The organism is Roseimicrobium gellanilyticum (assembly GCF_003315205.1).
Classification (GTDB): Bacteria; Verrucomicrobiota; Verrucomicrobiia; order Verrucomicrobiales; family Verrucomicrobiaceae; genus Roseimicrobium; species Roseimicrobium gellanilyticum.
Genome location: NZ_QNRR01000003.1, coordinates 562,411 through 586,994 on the forward strand (window position 1 = coordinate 562,411; position 24,584 = coordinate 586,994).

The following is a 24,584-nucleotide window of genomic DNA, read 5'->3' on the forward strand; positions in this document are numbered from 1 at the left end:
CGGTGCCGGCAATGCAACTCTGCTGCTCCGCTCTGTGGAGCTCAAGGCTCGTGATCACAAGCCAGCCGAGTTGACCTCAGCCTTCGCAACAGTCAGCGGCCTTCTTGGCATCGCTGAAAAACATGGTGGGTTCGGTGGGGGTCGAACCCACGACCAAGAGATTAAGAGTCTCCTGCTCTACCACTGAGCTACAAACCCATGTGCGAGGGTTGAGAACCTGCCTGAACCTGCCAAAAATGCAAGCTGAATGAGACCAGAATTTCACTTTCTGGGCTCTTTTTCTTCTCCGTCTTACGCGGCGAAGCTTTCCCCACAAGAGCACGTCACAATGGCGTTCGGATTCTTCACCTTGAAACCCTCGCTCTGGAGATCGTCGCTGTAGTCCAGTTCGCTGCCGGAGACGAACAGGGCGCTCTTGGGATCAATGACCACGCGAACTTCGTTGGAGACGACCATGATGTCCCGGTTGGCCGGGCCATCCACGAGATCCATCTTGTACTGGAGCCCCGAGCAGCCCCCTCCCACCACGGCAATACGCAATGCGCCATGCTCGGCCCGGCCCTGCTTCTTCAGCAGGCCCAGGAGGCGGTTCGAGGCGCCGGGAAGCACTTTGATCAGCTTCTCATTGCCCAGCTTGTAGGTGGGTTCACTCATTCAAAAACGGTTCTGGAATCTCAAGCCCTATCCCCCCTGTCCCAAGATGCAAAAATGGCAACCAGGAACTAAGAATCACGAACTCGAAGCTCAACCATATACCCCTACGCCTCGCTCATCAATTGCCGACGCATCGCAGCCATGAAATCGGTGGCGTCGTCCTTGTCCAGATCCTCATTCATGTAAGCGGCGTGGTCGAACTCCTCCACGTACTGGCGATCCAGTTCCTGAAGGAAGCTGCTGGCCATGCAGGTCTGCTTCTGGCCCCACTTCACACGGTAACGGCAGTGGCTGATGGTCAGCTTGCGCATGGCACGGGTGATGCCCACGTAGAAGAGGCGGCGCTCCTCGTCCTTGCGATTCTCATCAATGGACCGCTTGTGTGGAAGGATGCCCTCCTCCATGCCGGGGAGCCACACATAGGGGAACTCCAGCCCCTTGGAGGCGTGCAGGGTGATCAAGCACACACCCGTTTTCTTGGTGATGTCCTCCTTCTCCTCACGATCGTCGTTGAGGCTCGTCTCATCGAGGAACCCCTGCAGACCTTCGCCCTTCGCGCGCTCGTCATAGCCGGTGAGTGACTGCATGAGCATCTTCACACCGTTCTTCCACGTCTCAAAATCTTCCGGCGTCTTTGCCTGCTTCTCCAGGTACTCCATGTACCGGATCTCCGCGATAAACTTTTCCGCCAGCGGTTGCAGCGGTTGCAGCGGTTGGTGGGCCTGGCCGCGGAAGCTTTCCATGGTCTCGACGAAGCCATTGATCACCACCTGCAGGCGCTGCGAGATGTTCTCCAAAAACTCCGGATCCTTCAGCGCGGCGAAGACACTCGTCCGCTTCTTGATGGAATGCTCGCGAGCCAACTCCGCCGTAGCAGCACCGATGCCGCGCGTGGGCGTATTTAGAATGCGCTGCAAGCTCACGTCATCGTCCGGATTCGCCAGCACCGTGAGGTAGGCCAGAATATCCTTCACCTCACGACGATCAAAGAAGCTGCGGGCACCGATGATGCGGTAGGGAATCTTGCGTTTGCGGAATTCACCTTCCAGCACGCGGCTCTGCTCATTCGTGCGGAAGAGCACCGCCATGTCATCCCACTTCTCACCCTTGGTCTGCGCGTCCGTCATCTCATCAGCAATGAGCGCGGCTTCTTCCTTTTCATCTTCCGTCACCACGAGACGAACGGGATCCTGGCCGGCATTGCGGCTCCAGAGGGACTTGTCGCGACGCCCTACGTTGTTGCGAATGAGGCTGTTTGCCGTGTGCAGAATGGGCGTGGTACTGCGGTAGTTCTCCTCCAGCTTGATGATCTTCGGATCAGGGAAGAAGGACTCGTACTCGTTGATGTTGGTGATATCCGCGCCACGCCATCCGTAGATACTCTGGTCATCATCACCCACCACGCAGATGTTGTGGGGAGGCGGCACCAGCGCACGCAGGAGACGCATCTGCAGCGTGTTGGTGTCCTGGAATTCATCCACCATCACGTAGCGCAGTTTGCCCTGCACGGCCTCGCGCACTTCCGGATGATCCTCCAGCAGCTTCACGCCATTGAGCAGAAGGTCATCGAAGTCCATCGCGTTCATCGCACGCAACTCGTCGGTATAGAGCTGCTGCAAGGCGCCATCCACCGTCTGCATGGGATCACCCAGGCTCTCACCGGCATTCTTCGCCTTGCTGATGCGGCTGAGCGCCATGCTGGGGTCGTAGTTCTCCTCCTTCACCAGCAGGCGCGCGAGAATCTTCTTCACCAGGCTGATCTGTTCACCCTGGCTGTAGATGGTGAAATTGTTCTTGTAACCCAGGGCTTCAGCGTGCTGCCGGAGCAAGCGCATGCAGAAGGCATGGAATGTGCCCAGCGTCAGCTTCTTCGCCTTTTCCTTGCCGAGGATTTCGGTGATGCGCTCTCGCATTTCACTCGCGGCCTTGTTCGTGAAGGTCACGGACACGATGTTCTCAGGCGAAATGCCCTGGTCCACCATGTTGGCGATGCGCATGGTAATCACACGCGTTTTGCCGGTGCCAGCCCCGGCGAGAATCAAGACGGGACCATGAATGGTCTGGACAGCATCACGTTGCTGGAGGTTGAGAAGAGCGAAGGAAAACGACATCGAAATTCAGCGATCCACAGTCCCGGAAAACGGGCGTGCTCATACGCTGATCGACGCTTCAAAACAAGTGATTGCCTCAAGAAAGTAATTCACCGGAATCCCTGTGAACAACGCATCATGTTCACCGCGAGGAATGGGCTCACCAGCCCACCCTTCCAGCATTCCTGTCCTCCGCCATCCCGTGGACACTCAACCCACCGGCAGCCCGCTCTCGCGCCAGTTGTTCAGCACTTCCGGCAGCAGCAGATGTTCTTCTGCCTGGATGCGGTAGAAGACATCGTCCGCCGTATCACCGATGTGGATCGGCACCTTGGCCTGCGCCAGGACTCTTCCACCATCCACTTCTGCATTTACGAGATGCACGGTGCAGCCGGTTTCCACTTCCCCTTCTTCCAACGCCTGCACCCAGGCAGCCTTGCCTTTGAACTTGGGAAGCAATGAAGGATGGATGTTCACGATGCGATCCTTGTACCCGGAGAGAAGTGGATCTTTAATCACCCGCATGAAGCCGGTGAGGACCACCACCTGCACCTCGTGTGCCTTGAGCTGCTCGTAGATTTCCTCCTGCGCCTCGATCGGAAGCACCCTGGCATTCGGACCGGGATCTACAAACACACGAGACAGGCCTGACTCACGCGCCTTGGCGAGAAGACGTGAGCCCTCCACATCCGAAATCACCACGGCGATTTCCGCATTCAGGCGGCCGTCATCAATGGCACGCTGGATGGCCTCGAAGTTGGTTCCCTGACCACTCCCCAACACGCCAATGCGGAGGGGCAAAACTCTCGGCGAGAGAGGCACCGCGCCCGTCGCCCGGGATTGGATGGAGAGCGTCTCCTCCCGAGGTGCAATGGTAGTCGTGATGACTCTGGGAATGCCCTGCGTCACCGTGGCAGGCTTGCGCGGCTCCACCGGCGGAATGCTCTGGGTATTCGTCTTCCTGATTTCAGAAAGTGGAAGCGGAATGCTCTGTGTGACGACCTTTCCGGGCTCCTGCAAAACGGCGACAGCGGCTGCCGCGGGCTCGGGAGCCGTTGGCTCAAGCTCGGGGGCAGGAACGGATGCAGCCGCTGGAAGCGGAACTGAAACGGGAACAGGCGCATCATCCGCAGCGGCAGCCACGGGCGGTGTGTTTTTGGGAGGAGCAGGCACAGGAGCATCCTCACCGGCACGCATGCGCCCGATGGTGTTCGTGGTGGATCTACCCGGCACAAGCGGCAGCAGGCAGATGGTGGATCCTGCCTTGATGAGAGCTTCGCGCTCACCGGCGTCGAGCGTCTCCAGGGTATAGTCTCCACCCTTGGCATACACATGCGGGCGAATGATCTCGATGAGCTTCGTCACGCGGGGATCATCAAAGATCACCACGCCATTCACGCTCTGGAGAGCCATGAGGATTTCCGCGCGATCTTCCTGGTGGTTGATCGGCCGTGCCTCCCCCTTCAACGCACGTACCGAGGCGTCAGAATTCAGCGCCACCACCAGGCCATCCCCCAATGCGCGAGCCTGCCTCAGGTAGCGCACATGACCGGCATGCAGGAGATCGAAGCATCCGTTGGTGAAGACCAGTTTCCTTCCCTCCGCATCGAGCTGATCTCGAAAGTCGCGGACGGCTTCCGCGGTGGTGATCCAGGAATCTTGGGACATGGGGCTGATGAAAATGGAAGCGCGGGATTTCCCGAAATGGGCTGACTCACTAAGCGAACGGAGACGGAGCCCCGTGGCAACAAAAATATTCCTCAGGTATCGCAGATCCCGCGTCCGCCTAGGCCATCAAACTCGTCCGGCACAGGCCGGCATACAAACCGTTTTTTGCCATGAGTTCGTCGTGCGTGCCGTGCTCCACGACCGTCCCCTTCTCCAGTACGTAGATGCGGTCGGCGTGCCGTACCGTGCTCAGACGGTGGGCAATCACGAAGCTGGTGCGGTTCTTCATCAGGGCATCCAGCGCCTGCTGGATCTGCCGTTCGGTCTCGGTATCCACGCTGGCGGTGGCCTCATCCAGCAGCAGAATCCTGGGATTCCGCAACAGGGCGCGGGCAATGGACACGCGTTGTTTTTCCCCCACACTGAGCTTGATACCGCGCTCACCCACCTTGGTGCCCAGACCGTCCGGCAGGGCTTCCACGAAGTGTCTGGCGTTCGCGTTCTCCAGCGCCGTCCAGAGTTCCTCGTCAGTGGCCTCACGGCGTCCAATGAGCAGATTCTCCCGCACCGTGCCGTTAAACAGGAAGCTCTCCTGCGTGACGTAGCCGGTGTTTGCCCGGAGCCAGGCCTTGTTCAGGTCCCGCACCGGCACGCCGTCCAGGTAGATGCAGCCGGAGTCGTACTCATAAAAACGGGTGAGCAGGTTGATAAGCGTGCTTTTCCCAGCGCCCGTAGGACCCACCAAGGCAATGGTCTGGCCCGGCTGCGCCTCCAGAGACACCTCATTCACGGTGGGCACACTCCCATAGCTGAAGTGCACCCGGTCATAGACGATGTGGCCCTCAATGCTGTCGAGCTTCCGGCCGGTGTCATTGTCCTTTTCCTCCTCCGCATCCAGGATGTCGAACACCCGCTCGCCCGCACTTCGTCCACCCACAAAGAGCTGGTTCAGCGAGTGGATTTGCCCGATAGGTTCATAGAACATCCGCAACAGGATGATGAAGGAGAGGATCTCGCCGGCGGAGATTTCACCACGGTACAGCGCAGTCGCACCCACCCAGACCACGAGGATGTAGCCCAGGTTCGTCATGAAGTTCATGGTTGGCCGGTACACGGACCACACCCGCATGATGTGGAGGGTGGCCCGGCGCAGGGCATCACTCGCCAGGTTGAAGCGAGTGTGCTCCTCCTTCTCCATGGCATAGGCCTTGATCTGCCGCATGCCCGCCACGTTGTCGTGCAGCAGCGAGTTCATGGCACTGCTGGCTTTGCGCACCTTGCGAGCCCGCTCTTTGGAGGTCAGCGTGTAGGCGAGTGCTCCGAAGGCGATGAACGGCACCGGTGCGCACGTGGCCCACGCAAGGGTGGTGTTCACGTTGAACATGTACACCGCCACGATGGCAATCTGCAGAATGGCGATGACTCCCTGCTCAATGCCATCGATGAGCACACGTTCCACCGCGGGAATGTCCTCACTCACCGTCGTCATGATGTCGCCGGTGGGCCGGTTGTCGAACCAGCGCAGTGGCAGGCGCTGCAGGCGCTCGTACATCTCACTCCGCAGATCGTAGATGACGAGCTGCTCGAAGGTGTTGTTGAGCTGGATGCGCATCGCGTTCAGAAAGTCCTGGGCGAAGAACGCACCCAGACCGATCAGAATCGCCGTGCCGATGTGCTCGCGCGGCACCTGGCCATCCACGATGCGCTGCGCGAGATTCGGAAACACCAGCACCAACACCGTGCCCAGGATCGCGCAGGTAAGCTGCGCCATCGCCATGCCGGGATACCGGCGGACGTAGCCAAAGACACGGAGGATGACCTTCATTCAGCGTAACAAAGTGTTACGCCGCGAACGCGGTATAGGCCTTCAATTCTTCGAGTCTCTTTTTCACGTCGGCTCCATCCACGCGCTCCAGGCGCTGGGTGCTGAAGGCCTCACAAGTGAAGCTGGCCACCACGCTGCCGTGGGCCACGGCGACCTTGAGTTCCTCAAAGGTGGGCTTGCTCTTGCTCTGCGAGGCGAGCCAGCCGATCATGCCGCCGAGGAAGCTGTCGCCGGCGCCCGTCGGATCAAACACGCTGCTCAACGGATAGGCCGAGCAGGCGAAAAACTCCTCCGGACCATTGCCGAAGAGGAAGCTGCCGTGCTCACCACGCTTCACGACCACATACTTGGGCCCCTTTTGCTGCAGGCGGCGTCCGGCCTCGATCAAGTTGGAGGTGCCGGTGAATTGCTTCGCCTCGCCGTCGTTGATAACCAGGAGGTCGAGCTTCTTCATCACGTCATGCAGGCGATCATTGGCGATGTTGATCCAAAGGTCCATCGTGTCTGCCGCGACGAACTCCACTGCCTTGCACTGCTCCAGCGTCTGCAGCTGGTTGTCCGGGCTCATGTTCCCCAGCATGGCAAACTTCACTCCGGCTGCCTCTGCGGAAAGCTTGGGCTGCCAGTGTTCCAGCACGTTGATGCCCACCTTCAAGGTGTCGCGGGTGTTCATGTCCGCATGGTACTCGCCGCTCCAGGTGAAGCTCTCGCCGGCGCTGCGCTCCACACTGCCGAGCTCGATGCCCTTGCCGGTCAGCATGTCGAGGTGAGCCTTCGGGAAGTCCGCGCCCACAATGCCCACCAGGTGCACCGGCTTCACAAACAGGCCGGCCGCCAGCGCAGCATATGCGGCGGAGCCACCCAGCAGGCCGTCTTCAGAGGCGGTGGGGGTCTTGATGTTGTCGATGCCAATGGAGCCGGAAATGAGTAGGGACATGGAGTAAAGGTTCTGGATTCGGTTCCCGGATGGGAGGGGCGGGAGTGTTTCACCCCATCCACCGTCTCTGCAACTGAAAGTGAGTCCAGACAGGGATGCCCAGATTGCAGGCTTTGGCCAGAGCGAAGCAGCTCAGGTTCAGCCGACCTCAGGGAACGGTCCACTTCCGCCCGAAGCTCAAAAACACTTTGGACCTCCCCGCCCTTGAATTCCGGCCGTTTGGCTACGTAATTATTCAGACCGCGTCCCGGCATGAGGTTTCTCTACACCATCATCCTGCTCCTTGCGCTTCCAGTGCTCGCCCTCCTGTTCCGGCAGGAGTTCCTGGACCGTCTGCAGCCAAAGCTTGCCACTCAGGTGGCGGCAGCGCTCTCCAGGCCTGCGTTCTCCGGAGTGAAAGCGGAGCTCAACTATGTCGACGTCTCCCTGCGCGGGACCGTGGATCAGCCATCGCAACGGGAGGAGGCACGAGCGGCTGTAGACGCCGTCCCGGGCCTGCGCTGTCGGGAAGAAGACAATCACCTCCAAATCCGCCCCGGGATCACTGGCACGCTCGCCGGGTCACGGCTCACCTTGACCGGCTGGCTGCACCGCACCGCAGAGCTCGCTGAGATCAGTTCCTGGATTCAGGAGCTGAGGCCCGGCTTGGAAGTCGAGGACTCGGGTGTGCAGGTCCTCCCGCACGTGATTCCGCAATCCATCTCCTCTGCACAGGAACTGCCCGCTCTGCTGACCCAGCTTCAGGGCGTTCTCCGGGCCAAAGCCAGCCTGAAGGTCACGCGGGGGAATGATACCTTTCGAATCAGCGGCGATCTGCCGACGATGAAACTTCGGCAGGCCATCGTGCTGGCAGTGCCCTTGGGCGGTGGCACCACGCCTCTGGACTTCAGTGAACTCCGCGCGGGGCCGTACGTCACTGCAGCCGCCTTTGCCGATGAGGAAGCGCTACCCCCCTTGCTCTCCGTCTTCCTCACGTCTCCCGGCGCGCAGAGCATCGAAGCCAGGGGACAAGAACTGCTCATTCGTGGCTATGCCACGCCTTCCATGCGTGACCGCTGGATGACGTCGCTCAATCGCTTCCCGGAGCGGATCACCATCATCGCCGGCTTTCAGGTGTTCCCCTCCCTGTATCACTTCCCTTCGTACAAACCGCAGTCGCGCCTAGCCGCGGACAAGGTGAAGGGTGTACAGAAGTCGCTCTCGAAAGCGGTGATTCAGTTTGAGAACGGCGCCGTCACGGCCGCCCCTACCCAGGCGGCCATGCTCGATGACGCAGCCGCCACGATTCGGGATGCGGGTGCTGAGGTGCGTGTCATTGCCGGTGCAGCACCGCTGGCAAATGAGACTGCTGATGCTGCGCGGAGTCGCGCGGAGTCCATCGTCAGCGAATTGGTATCGCGTGGCGTACCCGCCGCCTGTCTGGAGGCAGGTGTCTTTGAACCCGTTTCCTCTGCCGAAGAACCCGTGGCTCGAGTCGAGCTGCTGGTGAAGTGAAGTCTGCCAGCAACCGCCGCCAATCATGGGCTCCAACTCATCCCTTTCCGAACTGCTCCAAAGCCTGGACGCGACGACTTATTTCTTCGTCACCAGCGGTCTCTTCATCAGCATCGTGGGGCTGGTGTTCTTCATCCTGGGTCTCTGGTTCGGAGGCCTGCTGTGGCGGGGTTACAAGCGGCGCTATCGGGTTGCTGAAGCCACCATCGAGTCCCTGAAGAATGAGGCCGCACAGCTCAAGCGGCGCATCGCCGGGCAGTCGCCCCGCACTCAGGGCAACGCTTCTACGTTGGAGCTTTCAGAACCTGACCTACCACCTGCGGAGGAGCCGGGTGAGACCTCAGCGCCACCCGCCAGCCGCGCCTTCACCATCTGGACCGAGCCTGCCACTCCGAAGGTGGTGTGCATCGCCGAGGTCCTGTCCAATACTCCTGCGGAATCGCCCGCACCGGAAGACACCGGATTCACGGCCCCCTTGCTCTTCCCTACCCCTCCAGAACGGGAGCTCGATGTCCCGCCTCTCGTCTTTCCCCCGAGCCAGGCATTCTCGCTGTGGACAGAGGAGGGCTGGGAACCCACACCAGCTCCCACCGCGCCGCAGCTCTTTCCGCCCAGCTCTGCTTTTACCTTGTGGACCACGGACGATTTCCAGCCCGCGCATGTTCGTCTCGCTTGGCCGCCCAGTGCAGCCTTCACCCTGTGGACGTGCACCGACTTCGTCCCGCCCCTTACGCTTCCACTCCCTGAGCCGGAATCAGAACCGGCGCCGGCTGCCTTGTCTGCTTTGCCTCCCTCTCGCGATGCCCTGATCGCAGCCACGGCCACTGCAGTGCGCAGTGTGGCAAGCTACCCACGGCCGGCTGAGCGACGTGTCATCGTGACTTTCCCGGATGAACGCCCTGCCTCTCCACGCGGCCAGGCATTTACGCTCTGGACTCAATCCTCAGGGACCCCCACACCTGATGGCAGCGGCATTTCCCAACGGAGTGCCCTGACATCGCTGATTCGCAGCCGCGTGGAAGCTCCACCGCATCCTCCCCTGCCACCACTCGACATGGAGCCGCTTCCCTTCGTGCCCGCTGCCGAGACAGATGCGTGAGCATCGTAGCGATGCCAGCGCTCACGCGGAAAAAAGATCTACCCACCCACCGTTCGACTGGCCTCCAGAGCCTGCTTCACCTGACGCACCGCGGCGCGCACATCGGGAGCGCAAAGGAACGCGGACACCACCACCACGCGTTGCGCTCCTGCGGCGAGTATCTCCGGAAGACGCTCCCAATTCACGCCACCGATGCAAAACGCCGGGCAGGTGGCAAAGGAGTACACTTCCTTGATGTTCTCCAGGCCAATGGGCACGTAGTCGGGCTTCGTGCCAGTGGCATAGAGCGGTCCGAAGCCGATGTAGTCAGCGCCCTCGTCCATCGCAGCGCGGGCCTGCGCCACGCTATGCGTGGACTTCCCCACAAAGCAAGCCGACCCCACCAACGCACGAGTCTCCGCCACGCTGAGATCATCCTGTCCCACATGAATGCCTTCGCTGCCCACGCTGGCGGCCACAGCCGGGTGATCGTTGATCACCAGCGGCACGCCTGCCAGGCGGGTGATGGGCAGCATTTCCCGCGCAAGGCGCTCCACCTCTCCGGCAATGAGCTTCTTGGCGCGAAGCTGCAGCACGTCCACCCCCCCCTCGACGAGGGCATGGGTCATTTCCGGCACCTTTCGGGGCTCGACATACCCCAGATCCACGATGCCATACAGGTGACAGTCCTCGATGCGACGCATAGGGGGCAACGCTTCCACGGGACACGGCCAGTGGTCAACGCTCTTGCGAGGTTTCCTGTTGACCGGCATGCCCTGTGTGCGGAGTCTCACGACCGCATTTTGCGTTCTCACGTTTAGTCCACGTTCCAATGTCCACGAAACCCACCCTCCTCATCCTCGCTGCCGGCATGGGCAGTCGCTATGGCGGTCTCAAGCAGCTCGACCCCATGGGTCCCAACGGCGAAACCGTGCTGGACTATTCCGTGTTCGACGCCGTGCGCGCGGGCTTCGGCAAGGTGGTCTTCGTCATCCGCCGCGATTTTGAAGAGGAGTTCAAGACGAAGGTTGGCAGCCGCTTCGACAAGCGCGTGCCGGTGGAGTACGCCTTCCAGTCCATCACGGACCTACCGGAAGGATTCAGCGTCCCTGAGGGCCGCGTGAAACCCTGGGGCACCACGCATGCCGTGCTCGCCGCCGAAGCGCAGGTGAAGGAACCCTTCGCCATGATCAATGCGGACGACTTCTATGGTCGTGACGCCTTTGCCAAGCTCGCCGCAAACCTGCCCACGCTTCATCCCGTGGATGGACGCAAGCGCTACTCGCTCGTTGGCTTCCAACTCAAGAATACCCTCTCCGAGCACGGCAGCGTGGCCCGCGGCGTGTGCACCAGCCACGAAGGCAAACTCACCTCCGTGACGGAGATGACCAAGATCGTGAAGACTCCCTCCGGCGCCCGCAACGAGGAAGACCCGGACAACCACATCGAACTCACCGGGCACGAACTCGTGAGCATGAACTTCTGGGGCTTCACCCCGGATGTCTTCCCGCAGCTTCGCGAGGCGTTTGTAAACTTCCTCAAGAAGGATGGCACCAGCCAGAAGTCCGAGTGCTACGTGCCCAAGGAAGTGGACCTCTTCATCAAGCAGGGCACCGCGGAAGTGGAAGTGCTGCAGACCTCCAGCTCCTGGTTCGGCGTGACCTATCCCGAGGACAAGGAAATCGTCGTCGCCAGCATCAAGAAACTCACGGACGCCGGAGAATACCCTGCGCCTCTGTGGGGTTAAGACGTCAACGATTGCCACACCATGCCCAGCCCCACGGTAGAGAAGCTCATGCGCGTTCTCTACCGGGACGGCGTGGTGTATGACATCGATACGGATAGCCTTATCCGCGAGTGTGCGAACAACATGAGCGCGCTCGCGCTCTTTGGGGTGCTCTCCCGCATGGATGATGCGGCACCGGATTTCGGTGACCAACTCAGGGAGCGGATGAAGGAGTTGAACGTCTTTGGTCCTAGTTATCTCATCAGCTTCAATGACGGCAGATGGGACGGCCTTAAGGCAGAAACAAGCGATGCGGAGGAAGAGCTGGGTGCTTCATCGCGTTTCGAGTGCTTCCTGAAGCTGATATGGATGTCGGATGAGGCCGCGTACTTCGCCTTCAGCTTTGTGGACTATCTCAGCGCGCCTTATGTGCACGGCGCTTCCAGAAAGCGAGAAGGCAACATGCACCATGTTCGCTTGGAACTAGATTCACCCGAGTGCCTCAACAAATTTATCGAGTCGCTGCGAGGACCGTTCTTTGTGAAAGTAGAGGAGTCCTCCGAAGAGATCTTTTGGAAGGCGCCCTCGCACGCAGTGTGAGGCGAGGCGAAGCAGAAAGTAGTCCGCCGAGCCTCGGCGGTCAGTTGCAGGAAGTCGGGTCTCCTGACCGGACAGTGGCTGGCGGGTTTTCCTACCCGCCACTTACTTTCCGCATTCGTCAAAGATGTCGGCTCACATCCCCCCCACCGCCGCCCTGACCGCCGAAGGCTCGGCGGACTACTTTCTTTTCGGCTGCGTCACATACGCCTCCGCAAGATAGACAGGCTCCAGCGCCCGTTTCGCCAGTTCGGCAATCTCATCCTCCACCATCCCCGCAGCAATCTCCGCGAGTCCAATCGCCGAGGGCATGACACACATCACATCCTCCAGCCCAAGCGGCACCTTGCCATCATAGGTGTACCAGGGTGTATCCATTCCTCGTGCCGCATGCTTCTCGCGGAAAGCATCTGCATCCATGGTGACCACTTCGCCCACCAGTTCATCACCACGCACCTCCGCCACGAAATACTTCCCACGCCGCGCATCGCCACACACGACAAACCTGTCACCCACCCCACCATCCACCTCCGGTGCCAGCACCGAAGGCAACCCAATCAACGGAACGCCACGAGACATGGCCACACCTTGCGCCGCAGCAATGCCGATGCGCACACCGGTATAAGACGCCGGACCAGTCCCCACGACAATCGCGCGCAAGTCGTCTCCGCACTTCTCCAGTGCTTCCCGCAAGGGCTCAAAGAGCTGCGAGTTGTGCGAACGTTCGGACGAGAAGCTGTGCTCGTACACCACAGTCGCGTCACCTTTCACCACCGCCACGCTGCCGCGAGGGGTGGAGGTTTCGATGGCAAGAACACAGTCAGGCATGGCAAGGCTCAAGCATCACCTTTCCACCACCTGCCGCGCGCCGTCAGGCAGGATTTCAAAATGAAACCACCGGGCCCCATCAGGGATCAGTTCCGGAAAGCGGTCGGCCCATTCCACGATGACCACGCCACCACCATCCAGATAGTCATCCCACGCGATGTTCAGCACTTCCTGCGCGGCATCGAGCCTGTAGAAATCGAAGTGGAATGCCGGAAGCCTGCCGCCTTCGTATTCATGCACCAGGGTAAACGTGGGGCTGCTCACCTCCGCATCGCTCCCAAGCCCGGCCACGATGCCCTTGGTGGCATGCGTCTTGCCGGCACCGAGGTTGCCCACGAGCGCAACGATTTCCCCGGATTTCAAGGTCGATGCCAGTTCTCGCCCCCAAGCCACCGTGTCTTCCACCTGTGCGAGCCGCGCTGTCATCTTGCCGGTCCAAAATGATCCCAGCCATGCCCGGCAAAAGAGGGCTTCACCCCGTGACCTACCGGGACAAACCTGCCGATGCAGGTCATCGGCGTTTCAGGAAACTTCCGGCTCCATGCGCTCTCAAGCCGTCGGGCGGCTCTCAGCGGCACGGCAAGCAGCAACTCATAGTCCTCCCCGTCGCTCCATGCCTGTTCACGCGTGCAACCAAGATGCACAGGGAGGGAACTTTCCTCCAGCACGAACTCCACCCCACTGGCCAACGCCATGCGCGGCAGGTCCTTGGCGAGGCCATCACTGATGTCCATCATCGCATGCAGCCGGGCATTGTCCGCCAGCCAGTCAGCCTCCGAGAGACGCGGGATGAAGGTGAGATGGTGCCCCCCTTGCGAACCACCGAGCTTTCCCGTGACCATGATGGCATCGCCTTCTCTCGCACCGTCACGGCGGGCGCAGCGCGTGGTTTTCACCCTCCCGGCGAGGCTCACGGAGATCACCAGTTGATTTCCTGACGAGGTCTCTCCACCCACGAGAGCGATGTTGAAGAGGTTCGCGCAACGCTGCAGACCATCATAGAGCCGCTCCACCCATGACACCTGCGTGTCGGGCGGGAGCACCAGCGTGACGAGCGCATGCTGGGGCTCTCCGGCCATGGAGGCGATGTCGCTCACCACACGAGCCATGGCTTTCCACCCCACCTGCTCGGGAGCGTGCTCACGGAGGAAATGCACACCTTCCACCACACAATCCGTCTTCAGCAGTTGAAGCCACCCACGCGGCGCGGGTAGTACCACAGCACAATCGTCACCCACGCCTTTCACCACGTCCTCACGCCCCGGCAACTTCTCAGTGAGCAGTTGCACCAGGCGGTTCTCTCCAATCTCGGAAACAGTCGACATGGTTGGAATCTCAGGAAAAGGCAGCAGCCGCAGCCATCAGGAAAATGTTCCAGGCATTAAAAAACATGTGCATGAAGACGGGCACCAACAGGCTTCCCGTCTGCTCGTACGCCACAGCAAAGCCCAGGCCGAGGACAAACAATTCCGGCGCGGTTCCAACGTGGAAATGGACGATGGCGAACATGACTGCGGAGAAGATGGTGGCAAACCAACGGTCCGTGAAGCGCTTGGCTACTCCATACACAAACCCCCGGAAGATCAACTCCTCCGTGACAGGCGCAATAACAATCGCCATAAATCCCATCAAAATGCGGAACCCCCAGTCCGTGGTCTTGCGAAAGGAGTCCACGGTTTCCTGCGGGGACTGATCCTGGGAGATACCATCTTTCAGTGATGCCACCAAAAACACCACCGCGTAGGTAACGACGATCGCCAGGAACCCCCACAACAAGGCGTGGTGCACCGGCATGTGCCTCAAACCGAAGAGCTCCGGCGGGTGCAAATCCCGGAAGAGCCTCAGGTAGACGATGATGAAGGTGCAGATCACGAGCATGAACAGCATGCTCGCCAGGATGCCCACGGTATTGGGTCCGTCCGGGTCCTCGGTTGCCCGGGTTGCTGCGCCCGACTCTCCACCCGGGGCGAAGAAGCTCGACCCGATGATGACCAGCAGAAGCAGCACGGCCATGCCGTCCAGCACATTGTAGGGCCGGGCGAGGACGTTCCCCTGGTAGTTCCACGCCAGGTGGGATTTGCTGCGGATGAGCCCGTACACCAGCACGGCCACGGCTGCCGAGGCCATGCCAATAAGGTACACGTCCCGCAGGACGGCCATGGACTCAGCGTGACTCATGAGGAGGGGAAAAGCAAAGGGTGCACATGAGGCACTCCCTCACGAAGCGGCGGGGCGGTTTCCCAGCCGGTTTCAGCGCAAGCATGACTGCCTTTGATTTGATGGCACGAGCCCCGGACAACTCAAGGAATCATGTGGGACGGCAGCAAATACATGCGACCGGCCTCCAGGCGCGGCAGCAGACGTTCGCTCACATCAATTTTCAAAGTGCCCTTGGATGCCTGGGACTCTCCCAGCACACCGAGGATATCACCAAAGCTGGGGGTGTGCTGATAGCGCACCACCATGGCATTGGCGGAGCTCGAGAGTTCCTTCGCCAGAGCGTAGGCATCTTCAATGTAGCCGACCTTGTCCACCAGCTTCTTCTCCAGGGCTTCCTTGCCGGTGAGCACACGTCCATCGGCGATGCCGTTCTTCAGAGTCTCGGTATCGATGCCACGCGCCTGGGAGACGATGCCGAGGAACTTGTCATACATCTGTGTCACGAGGTTTTGGATGTAGGCCTTTTCATCATCACGCATGGGACGGGAACCACTGAGGCTGTCCTTGAAGGCGCCGCTGGCAAAGGTCAGGGTCTGCAGGCCCACCTTGTCAAAAGTCTGGCTGTAGTTCAGCGTCTGGATGATCACACCGATGCTGCCGGTGAGCGTGGTCTCATTGGCCACAATCTTGGTGGCGCCGCAGGCGAGGTAGTAGCCGCCGGAAGCCGCCATGCTGTCCATGTACACCACCACCGGCTTGATTTTCGCGGCCTGTTTTACTGCGTGATACAACGTATCCGACGCTGTGACTTCACCGCCGGGGGAGTTCACTTTCAAAACGATGGCCCTCACGGCACCGTCTTTCGTGGCCTGTTCCAGCGCGCGCCTGACACCATCCACACTCATGCCGCCGGAGGAAAACAGCTGACCCGCGGACCCGCTGGCAATGATGCCCTCCATGTCAATCTGCACAATCTTGTCCTTGGAGTCGTTCAACGCATTCTGCTCCAGCACCTGGCTGAACCTCTGCTTCGGCTGCACATAGGCGAACTGCGACTCCTCCAAGCCGATGCCCAGCAAGGCCGCCGCTCCGACGAAATTGAACAGCACGCTGAAAACCAGCGCGACAACAAGGAAAGTGATCAGGCACCCGAGTCCTTTGCTTTTCATGGCGCGGGACTGTAAACGGGCCGGGGCAGAAGGCAATGGCCGGACCGGAATGATTCCGCCAGCTTTCAGCGCCCCGTCTACTCAGGCCGTCAAAACACCCCACGTTTCAGGTCGGTAAACGCCTCGCCCAAATGCGCAAGCACGTCGCCCGGCGACAGGGACTCCGCCGACTGCCCGGCAAGCATTGCCCGCTCTGCCGATCTCCCACTGAGCCAGGCTCCAAGGCACGCTCCTTCATGAAGCGACAATCCCTGACCCATCAGCGCGGCGCACAATCCGGTGAGCACATCCCCCATGCCACCCGTGGCCATGCCGGGTTGTCCGGTGGTGTTGAAGGAGGTCGCCTGATCCTGCGTTGCGATCACCGTACGTGAACCTTTCAAGAGCCAGGTGGTACCGGGGAAAGCGACGGACATCTTCTCGGCCTGTTCACGCCGGGTAGCACCGGCATGCACGTGAGCTCCGCCTTTGGTCAGGCGCTGCATCTCTCCCGGATGCGGTGTCAGCAGTGCCGGTGCCTTGAGAGTCTTCAAAAGATCCAGATGTCCCTCAGCAAGCATGTTCAGAGCGTCCGCGTCGAGGACCATGGGCGCCTCCGAGAGCTGGATGATCTCAAGAATGCGCTCCTGGGATTCTTTTCCCAAACCGGGGCCAATGGCCAGGGCATCGTGCTTGTTCGCCAGCACCTCCAGATAGTCCGCGACAGGCTTCACCATGACCTCAAGCGGAGCCTGCGCTGCGAAGATGGAGTAGTCCTCCTCCATGACATACAGGGTGATCAGTCCTGCCCCTCCCCTGAGGGCAGCTGTGGCCGTCAGAAGCGCCGCACCTACAAAACCTCGCGAACCCGCCACGATGCCCACCCGTCCAGCCTGTCCCTTGTGGAAATCAAATGAGCGGCACGGCAGCTCCGGTAGCAGATCACGCGAAGTGATCACGCGGGCGGTCTCCTCGGTGTGGATGCTTTCCAGCTCTGCCAGGGGAGCGATGGCCAGTCGGCCCACCCACTTCGTGGCGCCATCGGCGAGCAGGACATCCTTCGCATGAGCGACCGTGACGGTGAGGTCAGCCTCCACACAAGCGCTCTCCGATGGCGCATCCGCCGTGGGATTCAGCCCCGAGGGCAAATCGATGGCGACCGTGAAGGCATGACGGGCACGGCGCAGGGCATTCATCTCCCCCACTGCTGCCGCATAGGCGCCTTTGAGCGGAGAGGGCGACGCACCAATCCCGAGGATGCCGTCCACGAGCACCAAAGCACCAGGCTCGCGGTACAAAGGAGAGAGATCCGCAACGATCGGCACCCGGTCGGAGATCACCTGCCAATGCTTTGCCGGAAGTTCCTTGAACTCCGCCACCTCACCCACGGGACGCGCGAGCACCTTCCAGCCCGAGTCCAGCATGAGGCGCCCCACCACCAGTGCATCACCCGCGTTGTTCCCTTTGCCAAGATAGAGGACCGCCGTACCCGGCTGGGGATGGAATTGGCGAATGGCCTCAAAAATACCACGGGCAGCCTCCTCCATGAGATCGGCGGCACTCACGCCACGCGCAAACGCCACCCGTTCACCCTCCAGCATCTGCGCGCACGAGACAATCATGCGCCAGCATACTACTTGTCCATGCGATACGCCAGAATGCCCTTGGCGATGCCCACGGCCAGACGCTCGCGGTACAGGCCGGTCATCATGGCGGCACGCTCGCTGGAATTGCTCACAAATCCACACTCTACCAGCACGGCGGGGTTCTTGGACGTTTCGCGGATCACGTGGTAGTTCGCATGCTTCACGCCACGATTGGAGAGACGCGACTCCTGGATGATGTAGGCCTGGATGTAGCCAGCCAGCTTGTAGCTGTCATTGTGGCAGTAGAAGGTTTCCAGACCATTGCCAGAGCCGCCACGGCTGTAATTGTAGTGGATGCTGACAAAGACAGCATTGCGAACGCTGTTCCCCTTTGAGGAACGTCCGGGCAGCGGGATGAAGACATCCGAGCTGCGGGTCATGATAACCTTGAGCCCCTGGGCGCGAAGCAGCTGCTCCACCCGGCGTGCGGTATCGAGTGCCAGATGCTTTTCAAACACGTACCCAATGGCCGCTCCGCGGTCATGCCCGCCGTGACCCGGGTCAAGAATCACCGTATCAAAAGCACGCACCGCTCCAGTGCCGGCCATCCAGCAACACAGAGTCAGGAACAACGCCATGCGAACGCTGAACGACCTGCGCCGCAACGTGGCTCCGATTTCATTCACAAGGGTGGCTGACATGAAATGCTGGGAATGAACTGCGGCTGCCTGCGCAGCGCAAGGAAAGCTGTGCTTTTAAACCAAAGCACCGCTGTCGCAACCCCAAAAAAGATGCCGCAGGCGGTCGGCCTGCGGCATCATGATCAACACTGTTACCAGTTGAGCAATTTCTTAGCCACCTTCGGCAATGTCGAGCACTTCGAAGTCTTCACCATGCTGGCTGAAGAGGTTGTTGCCCTCGCCCATGTCCTTGAGCTTGGACGTACCCTTCTTCTCTTCCAGCGGCTGGATGCCCACGCTGCTGTCGTTCATGCCGATGACCACGCCACTGGACCACGAACGGCCGCGCGCGTTGGTGCCCTTCTTGTCGATGTCCCAGGTGGGATCCCACTCTCCGCTCGTGGCGTTTTCATACACGAGAGGCACGCTGCCGGAGGCTGAGTCGGAGAGGCCCTTGGTCATCATCCAGTGGCATTCGCCGCTTTCCACCGCCTTGGTGCGTTGCGTATCGTCCTTGCCCCCGATGTTGCCATCAGGCACATACTTGCTCACCGGGCTGCCGAAGATAAGTTCGTTGTCCAGGATGTTTTCCGTAAAGAGAATACGGAACGCCGAGTTGGCATCCTGAGGATTCGTGTCGTCCTCGGTCTTGGCATTGTCCATGTAGTTGCCGCCATGATCCGAAGAATAGATGCGCATGGCGGTGATGATCTGACGGCAATTGCTAATCGCCTTCGTGATGTTGCCCTTTTCCTGGATTCGACCAAAGGTCGGCACCGCCAGGCTCGCCAGAATGGCGATGATGGTGATCACGACCAGGAGTTCGATCAGGGTGAAGCCCTGTTGGAGTCTCGTTTTCATGTTTTATTACTGAGGTATTTAGGTTATGTATATGTTATATTCTGCGGGAGAGTCCCCAAGCCAGGGGTGTCTTTCCGATCCGATTAGAACAAAAAAGACTTCCGCTGTGTAGATTTTTATTTGCGGAATTTTTGAACGGTAGCGCTCCGTGCCCCAGAGGGTTGATTTTCAGGGATTTTAGTCTTGTCTAGGGAGTCTTGTACCCCCGGGGATTCTTCAGCAATTTACCACGGCATGGCACAAAGATCTTGAGCCCCCGCTGCGGACCTGATAGCAAGGGAATTTCTTATCGAAGTTAAGAAAACTCCTGTCGTCCGAGCCTCCACACGCAATCGCCATGCCAGCACGCTCCGCCCGTCACACCCATTTGCTCTCTCGGTGTCGTCGTCCTTGGGCGGGCTGGATGCAAATCCTTGCGGTCGCCGCAATGAGTTTTAGCCCCCTGCCCAGCGGCATGGCCAGCTGGTCGGATTCAGACTTCAACGGCAGCAACGATACCTGGTCCGATCCACTGACGAGTCAGGTGACGACCCTGGCGGATCTCAATCTGCAGAACAACGATGCGGACAACGACGGCGCCACAAATGACGAGGAAGCCAGCGAAGGCAGCGATCCCTTCAGCTTCGACACCGATTACGATGGACTCTCCGACGGCGACGAATTGCATCTCGTAAAACCGTCCCTCGCCGTCTCTCTCACGGACTGGGATACGGACAATGACGAGGTCTCCGACTATGACGAGTGGCACAATTTCAGCGGCGTGACCTATCCCGGCGGGCAGCTTCCAAGCTACCCAGGCGCCAGCTACTCGGACTATGATGGAGACGGCTTCAAGAATCCCGTGGACCCGCAGCCCACGGTCCCCTACGACCCCACAACGACGGATAGTGATTCCGACAATTGGTATGATGCGTACGACCCCTTTCCCAACGATCCGACCAACTTCAGCCCCATCAATGGCATCGCATGGGGACAAACCTTTCACGATGACCAAGACGGCGATCTCCTTCTCAATTGGGAGGATCCGGTGCCATATGGCCCTTCCGACAGCGATTCGGATGGGATCACTGACGGAGAAGATCCCTATCCAATCGATCCGTACAACTACAGCCAAATCAATCACATCTACTGGCATGGAGAGGTCCGGGGGGATTCCGACAACGACGGCACGCTCAATTGGGAGGATCCACAGCCCTACGGCCCGCCCGACAGCGATTCGGATGGAATCATTGACGAGGAAGATCCCTATCCAAGTGATCCCAACAATTACAGCGAAACCAACTACGTCCACTGGTATGCAGAAGTCCTGGGCGATTCCGACAACGACGGTACGCCCAACTGGCAGGATCCGCAGCCCTATGGCCCCCCAGCCAACGATGCGGACGCAGACGGGTTTGCGAATGACATTGACCCGTTTGCTTTTGATGCCTCCAACTACAGTGCCATAAACAACACCAACTGGTATGCCGATGTCTTGGGAGACATAGATTCCGACCAGATACTCAATTGGACCGATCCCTTCCCAAACGACAGCACCAACTACAGCGCCATAAACTCCACCAGTTGGCATGCCGATGTGTTGGGAGACGCCGATAGCGACACCATACAAAACTGGCAGGATGGCGCTCCTTACGGCGATACGCCTCCGCCCCCGGATCCGGACAGCGATGGTGATGGACTCACGGAGTCTACAGAAGCAGCGTATGGCACCAGCGACTCGGATGTCGACTGTGATGACGATGGTCTCACGGACCATGAGGAACTGGTAATCTACTACACCAATCCTCTGAATATGTATCACCTGAGCCAGACAGCTGGCTGGGGCGATCTGTATACGGACTACCAGATGGTGGACCCTACCGATTTCGACGGCGACAGCATCCCAGACCGCATTGAATTGCACTATGGCATGCTGCCCAATGATGCCGCTGATGCCGCAGGAGACCTGGACGGCAATGGCATTTCCAACTCGGCGCAGTACGCCGCCGGACGTTCTCTCCTCGCGGATATCCTCGTTTATGACGGGGATGGCGATGGGATGACTGACGTCTTTGAGGACGCTCATCAGCTGAATAAAAACTATTTCGGCGACGCGATGGCGGATGAGGACATGGATGGCGTGTTCAACTTCGAGGAGTCCAAGCTCCAACTCAACCCCCGGATACCCGATACCCACGCCAGAGGTGGTCTGGGTGACCTCGGCGTCCTCATGGAAGCCATGCTCTATCCCGAGGGCGGCGCTCCTACGGTGGATGGGGACAGTGATGGCATCCCTGACTGGCAAGAGGTCTCCCTGACGGCGGCCAGCCCGGTATTCACACGCCTGGCGCCCAATGATATGGACGGTGACAGCATGCCCGATATCTGGGAACATCAGTACGGGCGGTGGAAGTATCCCACGAATGGTCTCTACGTGCGCCATCACGACGGCGCGGGAGACATCGAAGGAGATGGCCTCTCAAACTATCACGAATACTGGCTCATGTGCGACCCGATGATCAATGACGGAGGCGCAGATCCCGATGGGGATGGATTGGGCTATGCGGCCGAGTTGGCGCTGGGCACCCACCTCTGGGTAGCGGACACGGACATGGATGGCATCTCCGATGGCGAGGAAGACTTTGACGGGGACGGCCTGTCAAACATCACGGAAAGAAGCCTCTCCACGAACGCCCTCAATAAGGACACCGACGCCGATGGTTGGGACGATGACGAGGAACAAGCGATGGGCAGCAATCCCCTCTCTCCAGAGGATCAGCCCATACTGGAACCGATGTCCTCCTATGTTTCCATCCAAACGCGGTGGGTACATTCCAGCTGGCAGGAGCACGGCGGTGAATACTACAGCAGATATTGGTACTGGACCTGGGACAGCGTGGACCCGCCCATGGGGCACTGGGAGGAACAATTCTACAGCACCACCACGCCACGGGATGAAGCAGGCCAGGCAAACTTCAGTGATGGCACCAGCCAGCCCATCTCCACCTTCTCCGCAGCCCAGGGAGCACTGGGTCAGGTGAGCCAGATGGACTGGCAGGAAAGCGGAGAAAGGTCCGTGAGTTCCTCATGGACGGAAATTACCGGCCGACCCATGCCCGAGCCGCCCCAGTACTTTTTCTATCCGGATGGCGGAGAAGAATCCCCCGGTTGGTCCGGCTATACGGAAGACAATCGCGTGTGGAGCGGCGGCTCTTTGGAAGTGCGTTTGGCGTGGAAGCCCAACGCGCCCAAGCCGCATCGGCGGCATGACCTTACGGTTACCTTCATGGAAACTGAAACAGTCAATGAAGCAGAACCCGATATCACCTTCCATGCGCTTAAAATCCTGGCCAATCAGCAATTCTCGAGCGCCGGTGGCACCAATGGCGGAGCGATCAATTTGGTCGCCAATGCGTCAACTCCTGAAACTACTGTGGTCAAATCATTGGTCCAAAATGCCGAGATCAGAACCTATGACTACTACTGGAAGAACCAGGGCAGCGCGACCAATCCTCGTCCTGATGACAATGTCAGAACACACTATCCAGACTCATCTTCCCCAACAGGCTATCGCACAAAGAAAACTGATAAGCTCAAAATCGCACAGTGGTATGACGTCGTTAACGGCGGGGTGTTTCATCCGAACAAAATCGAAGCTGACACAGACGCATTTTTTATCCGACTGACAAATCCACCTCAGCTACCCAGCGGAACCACCTACCGCGCCAAAGTGTGGACCGAAAATGCCTCAGGAGCAGTGGTAGATTCAGGGGCAGATGTTGAGTTGCAACCGGTGGCGAATCAACCAGGCACCTACCAGTCCAAAGGGCTCTGTCTAGTGAGTAACAGTTATGATGACGCGCAAGCCACTGTCAGTGGTCCTGACAATGGCTTAAATGACCAGTCCTATAACGCAGAGCTTGGTGGTAGCGTGAAAATAAGATTCCTATTTGGGACAAATCCAACTGCGACCACTGTAGACATGGTACTCCCAGTACCGGTGAAGAAAACACTGACTGTTCAGGGATACATTCTCAAATCAGGAACCATATCCCCGTCGGATGTGATTGCGCCAGCTGCAGCCAACACATACCTGGAACTTGCCAAAGAGAGGTTGGCCCAAGTCGGCGTGGAGCTGGACGGAACAATCTCTACCGTGACGGCAAATCCGTCAGGCGTCTCATTTGGCGGATTTTTCCCCGCAAAGTTCGAAGAGCCACATGGAGCCTCCTCCTTGACGATACCTCCAGAGTCCGTGGCTCTTTTCACTGCCCTCAACCCACAGGTAGACGTGACCTTCTATTTTGTTAGCGACTTCGCAAACAGCAGCAATCAGGGCATGACGGTCGTGCCAAAAACCACCTCGTTGACGGCTTTTCACAATCGTATCCTTATCGACGTTCCCGCGATGGCGGACGACACGCTGGCGCACGAATTCCTACATGTTCTGATGAATGCAGTTCATGGCCCACCGTTTAACGACTTCCTACGTGAACATGGAAGCGATGACAACAACCTCTGGCACCACAACGATGGCGCGATCGGTGACATTTTCAAGAGGACAAGGATCAACGATGCCATGTACTATAAAATGTATCCGACACCGCCATGAAGACGCTGAATAAACTCTCTCGAATTGCCGGAATAGCCATCTGCGTTCTCGGGAGCGGATGCGATGGCCCTCCCCCCTCTCCTGCCGCCCCTCTGGAAGCACTTTCTCCAACAATTCAACAAGGGGGCAGGGTAGCTTCAAAGACAGCTGAAATTGATTTCACTAGATTGGAATCGTCCCCGCTTGAAAACCTTGAAAAAGAACTCTGGTCTGGGAATGCCGATGAAGCCAACACCATCCTGTTTGAACTTACACGTCGGCGTACAGACGAAGGATGCAGGCTCATGATCAAGTTTCTCCGTGAGCAATCCGCACAACTCCCCAAGGATCTGCCTTCAATGGAGGAGATGAAAAAGCTGGAAGCTGAATACCACGTGACACGTAAGAGGCCCACCGGCAATCATTGGAGTCAGACTTTGGGAAAGGCGACGGCAGCAGCCAGGAGACTCGTTGAGTTGGACATGCCTACAGCCGACCAAGCAGCAAAAGAGTTTCGTGAGGAACTCGCAGTGAAGTGGAAAGGGAGCGAGGGCGGAACACTATTTCTGAATCTCATTCAGATGGAGTATGAGCAAGCAAAGGAGGGCGTTCGGACTGGCGCGGTGCCTTGGTCGCCTCCAAAGTGAAGGCCACCAAGAACTACAAACGCTGGCGGGCTCTT

The 24,584-nt window shown here is 59.1% G+C and carries 20 protein-coding genes and 1 tRNA gene; 6 read left to right on the plus strand and 15 right to left on the minus strand.

Annotated elements, in window-relative coordinates; translation table 11 throughout:
• Positions 1–123: 123 nt before the first annotated feature.
• From DES53_RS12075 to DES53_RS12110, 6 genes are all read right to left on the minus strand, one after another.
• Positions 124–198: transfer RNA gene (locus DES53_RS12075), tRNA-Lys, on the minus strand.
• 93 nt (positions 199–291) lie between these two features.
• On the minus strand, positions 292–654 hold the full coding sequence (locus DES53_RS12080) for a HesB/IscA family protein (RefSeq protein WP_113958514.1): 363 nt from the start codon (positions 652–654) through the stop codon (positions 292–294).
• Between the two features lie 104 nt (positions 655–758).
• On the minus strand, positions 759–2,765 hold the full coding sequence (locus tag DES53_RS12085) for an ATP-dependent helicase (protein WP_113958515.1): 2,007 nt from the start codon (positions 2,763–2,765) through the stop codon (positions 759–761).
• A gap of 189 nt (positions 2,766–2,954) precedes the next feature.
• On the minus strand, positions 2,955–4,412 hold the full coding sequence (gene purN, locus DES53_RS33480; RefSeq protein WP_245958151.1) for a phosphoribosylglycinamide formyltransferase: 1,458 nt from the start codon (positions 4,410–4,412) through the stop codon (positions 2,955–2,957).
• A 118-nt stretch (positions 4,413–4,530) separates the two neighbouring features.
• Positions 4,531–6,237: an ABC transporter ATP-binding protein gene (locus DES53_RS12105; protein ID WP_113958516.1), complete on the minus strand. Its 1,707-nt coding sequence runs from the start codon at positions 6,235–6,237 to the stop codon at positions 4,531–4,533.
• 16 nt (positions 6,238–6,253) lie between these two features.
• On the minus strand, positions 6,254–7,174 hold the full coding sequence (locus tag DES53_RS12110; RefSeq protein WP_113958517.1) for a PfkB family carbohydrate kinase: 921 nt from the start codon (positions 7,172–7,174) through the stop codon (positions 6,254–6,256).
• Positions 7,175–7,426: 252 nt separating this feature from the next.
• Here DES53_RS12110 and DES53_RS12115 point away from each other — a divergent pair, with 252 nt between their 5' ends.
• Together DES53_RS12115 and DES53_RS12120 are read left to right on the plus strand one after the other, a co-directional pair.
• Positions 7,427–8,668 (plus strand): OmpA family protein, encoded by a 1,242-nt coding sequence (locus tag DES53_RS12115; protein ID WP_113958518.1) that lies wholly within the window; start codon positions 7,427–7,429, stop codon positions 8,666–8,668.
• 25 nt (positions 8,669–8,693) lie between these two features.
• Positions 8,694–9,767: a phage holin family protein gene (locus DES53_RS12120; protein WP_113958519.1), complete on the plus strand. Its 1,074-nt coding sequence runs from the start codon at positions 8,694–8,696 to the stop codon at positions 9,765–9,767.
• A gap of 38 nt (positions 9,768–9,805) precedes the next feature.
• Here DES53_RS12120 and thiE read toward each other — a convergent pair whose 3' ends face one another.
• Positions 9,806–10,450, minus strand: coding sequence for a thiamine phosphate synthase (thiE, locus tag DES53_RS12125; protein WP_113958520.1), 645 nt, complete (start codon positions 10,448–10,450; stop codon positions 9,806–9,808).
• A 128-nt stretch (positions 10,451–10,578) separates the two neighbouring features.
• Between thiE and DES53_RS12130 the strand changes: the two genes are divergently transcribed.
• Together DES53_RS12130 and DES53_RS12135 are read left to right on the plus strand one after the other, a co-directional pair.
• Positions 10,579–11,493, plus strand: coding sequence for a nucleotidyltransferase family protein (locus tag DES53_RS12130; RefSeq protein ID WP_113958521.1), 915 nt, complete (start codon positions 10,579–10,581; stop codon positions 11,491–11,493).
• 21 nt (positions 11,494–11,514) lie between these two features.
• Complete coding sequence (locus tag DES53_RS12135; RefSeq protein ID WP_113958522.1) at positions 11,515–12,072, plus strand: hypothetical protein; 558 nt, start codon at positions 11,515–11,517, stop codon at positions 12,070–12,072.
• Positions 12,073–12,249: 177 nt separating this feature from the next.
• Here the strand turns inward: DES53_RS12135 and tsaB are convergent, their stop codons facing one another.
• The 8 genes from tsaB to DES53_RS33860 all read right to left on the minus strand — a co-directional run bounded on the left by tsaB (position 12,250) and on the right by DES53_RS33860 (position 19,332).
• Positions 12,250–12,897, minus strand: coding sequence for a tRNA (adenosine(37)-N6)-threonylcarbamoyltransferase complex dimerization subunit type 1 TsaB (tsaB, locus tag DES53_RS12140; RefSeq protein WP_113958523.1), 648 nt, complete (start codon positions 12,895–12,897; stop codon positions 12,250–12,252).
• Positions 12,898–12,912: 15 nt separating this feature from the next.
• Complete coding sequence (tsaE, locus tag DES53_RS12145) at positions 12,913–13,323, minus strand: tRNA (adenosine(37)-N6)-threonylcarbamoyltransferase complex ATPase subunit type 1 TsaE (protein ID WP_113958524.1); 411 nt, start codon at positions 13,321–13,323, stop codon at positions 12,913–12,915.
• Positions 13,320–14,222, minus strand: coding sequence for a thiamine-phosphate kinase (locus DES53_RS12150; protein ID WP_113958525.1), 903 nt, complete (start codon positions 14,220–14,222; stop codon positions 13,320–13,322). The genes tsaE and DES53_RS12150 overlap by 4 nt, the downstream gene beginning before the upstream one ends.
• 10 nt (positions 14,223–14,232) lie before the next feature.
• A complete protein-coding gene (locus DES53_RS12155; protein ID WP_113958526.1) occupies positions 14,233–15,075 on the minus strand; it encodes a CPBP family intramembrane glutamic endopeptidase in 843 nt (280 codons plus the stop codon).
• 122 nt (positions 15,076–15,197) lie between these two features.
• Positions 15,198–16,226, minus strand: a complete 1,029-nt coding sequence (sppA, locus tag DES53_RS12160) for a signal peptide peptidase SppA (RefSeq protein WP_113958527.1) — start codon at positions 16,224–16,226, stop codon at positions 15,198–15,200.
• 89 nt (positions 16,227–16,315) lie between these two features.
• Positions 16,316–17,827 (minus strand): NAD(P)H-hydrate dehydratase, encoded by a 1,512-nt coding sequence (locus DES53_RS12165; protein WP_113958528.1) that lies wholly within the window; start codon positions 17,825–17,827, stop codon positions 16,316–16,318.
• An 11-nt stretch (positions 17,828–17,838) separates the two neighbouring features.
• Entirely contained in the window at positions 17,839–18,492 is a 654-nt protein-coding gene (locus DES53_RS12170) for an N-acetylmuramoyl-L-alanine amidase family protein (protein WP_113958529.1), read from the minus strand.
• Positions 18,493–18,642: 150 nt separating this feature from the next.
• Positions 18,643–19,332, minus strand: a complete 690-nt coding sequence (locus DES53_RS33860; protein WP_113958530.1) for a type II secretion system protein — start codon at positions 19,330–19,332, stop codon at positions 18,643–18,645.
• 454 nt (positions 19,333–19,786) lie between these two features.
• Between DES53_RS33860 and DES53_RS12180 the strand changes: the two genes are divergently transcribed.
• Positions 19,787–23,923 (plus strand): hypothetical protein, encoded by a 4,137-nt coding sequence (locus DES53_RS12180; RefSeq protein WP_211325527.1) that lies wholly within the window; start codon positions 19,787–19,789, stop codon positions 23,921–23,923.
• Positions 23,920–24,549 (plus strand): hypothetical protein, encoded by a 630-nt coding sequence (locus tag DES53_RS12185; RefSeq protein WP_147263368.1) that lies wholly within the window; start codon positions 23,920–23,922, stop codon positions 24,547–24,549. The genes DES53_RS12180 and DES53_RS12185 overlap by 4 nt, the downstream gene beginning before the upstream one ends.
• The last annotated feature ends 35 nt before the right edge of the window (positions 24,550–24,584 follow it).

What these genes read in the sequence shown, in the direction of transcription:
- purN (WP_245958151.1), bottom strand. Translation starts at nt 4,412, where the DNA reads ATGTCCCAAGATTCCTGGATCACCACCGCGGAAGCCGTCCGCGACTTT.
- DES53_RS12085 (WP_113958515.1), bottom strand. Translation starts at nt 2,765, where the DNA reads ATGTCGTTTTCCTTCGCTCTTCTCAACCTCCAGCAACGTGATGCTGTC.
- tsaB (WP_113958523.1), bottom strand. Translation starts at nt 12,897, where the DNA reads ATGCCTGACTGTGTTCTTGCCATCGAAACCTCCACCCCTCGCGGCAGC.
- DES53_RS12185 (WP_147263368.1), top strand. Translation starts at nt 23,920, where the DNA reads ATGAAGACGCTGAATAAACTCTCTCGAATTGCCGGAATAGCCATCTGC.
- DES53_RS33860 (WP_113958530.1), bottom strand. Translation starts at nt 19,332, where the DNA reads ATGAAAACGAGACTCCAACAGGGCTTCACCCTGATCGAACTCCTGGTC.
- DES53_RS12180 (WP_211325527.1), top strand. Translation starts at nt 19,787, where the DNA reads ATGGCCAGCTGGTCGGATTCAGACTTCAACGGCAGCAACGATACCTGG.
- DES53_RS12080 (WP_113958514.1), bottom strand. Translation starts at nt 654, where the DNA reads ATGAGTGAACCCACCTACAAGCTGGGCAATGAGAAGCTGATCAAAGTG.
- DES53_RS12135 (WP_113958522.1), top strand. Translation starts at nt 11,515, where the DNA reads ATGCCCAGCCCCACGGTAGAGAAGCTCATGCGCGTTCTCTACCGGGAC.
- DES53_RS12170 (WP_113958529.1), bottom strand. Translation starts at nt 18,492, where the DNA reads ATGTCAGCCACCCTTGTGAATGAAATCGGAGCCACGTTGCGGCGCAGG.
- DES53_RS12130 (WP_113958521.1), top strand. Translation starts at nt 10,579, where the DNA reads ATGTCCACGAAACCCACCCTCCTCATCCTCGCTGCCGGCATGGGCAGT.
- DES53_RS12115 (WP_113958518.1), top strand. Translation starts at nt 7,427, where the DNA reads ATGAGGTTTCTCTACACCATCATCCTGCTCCTTGCGCTTCCAGTGCTC.
- DES53_RS12155 (WP_113958526.1), bottom strand. Translation starts at nt 15,075, where the DNA reads ATGAGTCACGCTGAGTCCATGGCCGTCCTGCGGGACGTGTACCTTATT.
- tsaE (WP_113958524.1), bottom strand. Translation starts at nt 13,323, where the DNA reads ATGACAGCGCGGCTCGCACAGGTGGAAGACACGGTGGCTTGGGGGCGA.
- DES53_RS12120 (WP_113958519.1), top strand. Translation starts at nt 8,694, where the DNA reads ATGGGCTCCAACTCATCCCTTTCCGAACTGCTCCAAAGCCTGGACGCG.
- DES53_RS12150 (WP_113958525.1), bottom strand. Translation starts at nt 14,222, where the DNA reads ATGTCGACTGTTTCCGAGATTGGAGAGAACCGCCTGGTGCAACTGCTC.
- sppA (WP_113958527.1), bottom strand. Translation starts at nt 16,226, where the DNA reads ATGAAAAGCAAAGGACTCGGGTGCCTGATCACTTTCCTTGTTGTCGCG.
- DES53_RS12105 (WP_113958516.1), bottom strand. Translation starts at nt 6,237, where the DNA reads ATGAAGGTCATCCTCCGTGTCTTTGGCTACGTCCGCCGGTATCCCGGC.
- DES53_RS12110 (WP_113958517.1), bottom strand. Translation starts at nt 7,174, where the DNA reads ATGTCCCTACTCATTTCCGGCTCCATTGGCATCGACAACATCAAGACC.
- DES53_RS12165 (WP_113958528.1), bottom strand. Translation starts at nt 17,827, where the DNA reads ATGATTGTCTCGTGCGCGCAGATGCTGGAGGGTGAACGGGTGGCGTTT.
- thiE (WP_113958520.1), bottom strand. Translation starts at nt 10,450, where the DNA reads ATGCGTCGCATCGAGGACTGTCACCTGTATGGCATCGTGGATCTGGGG.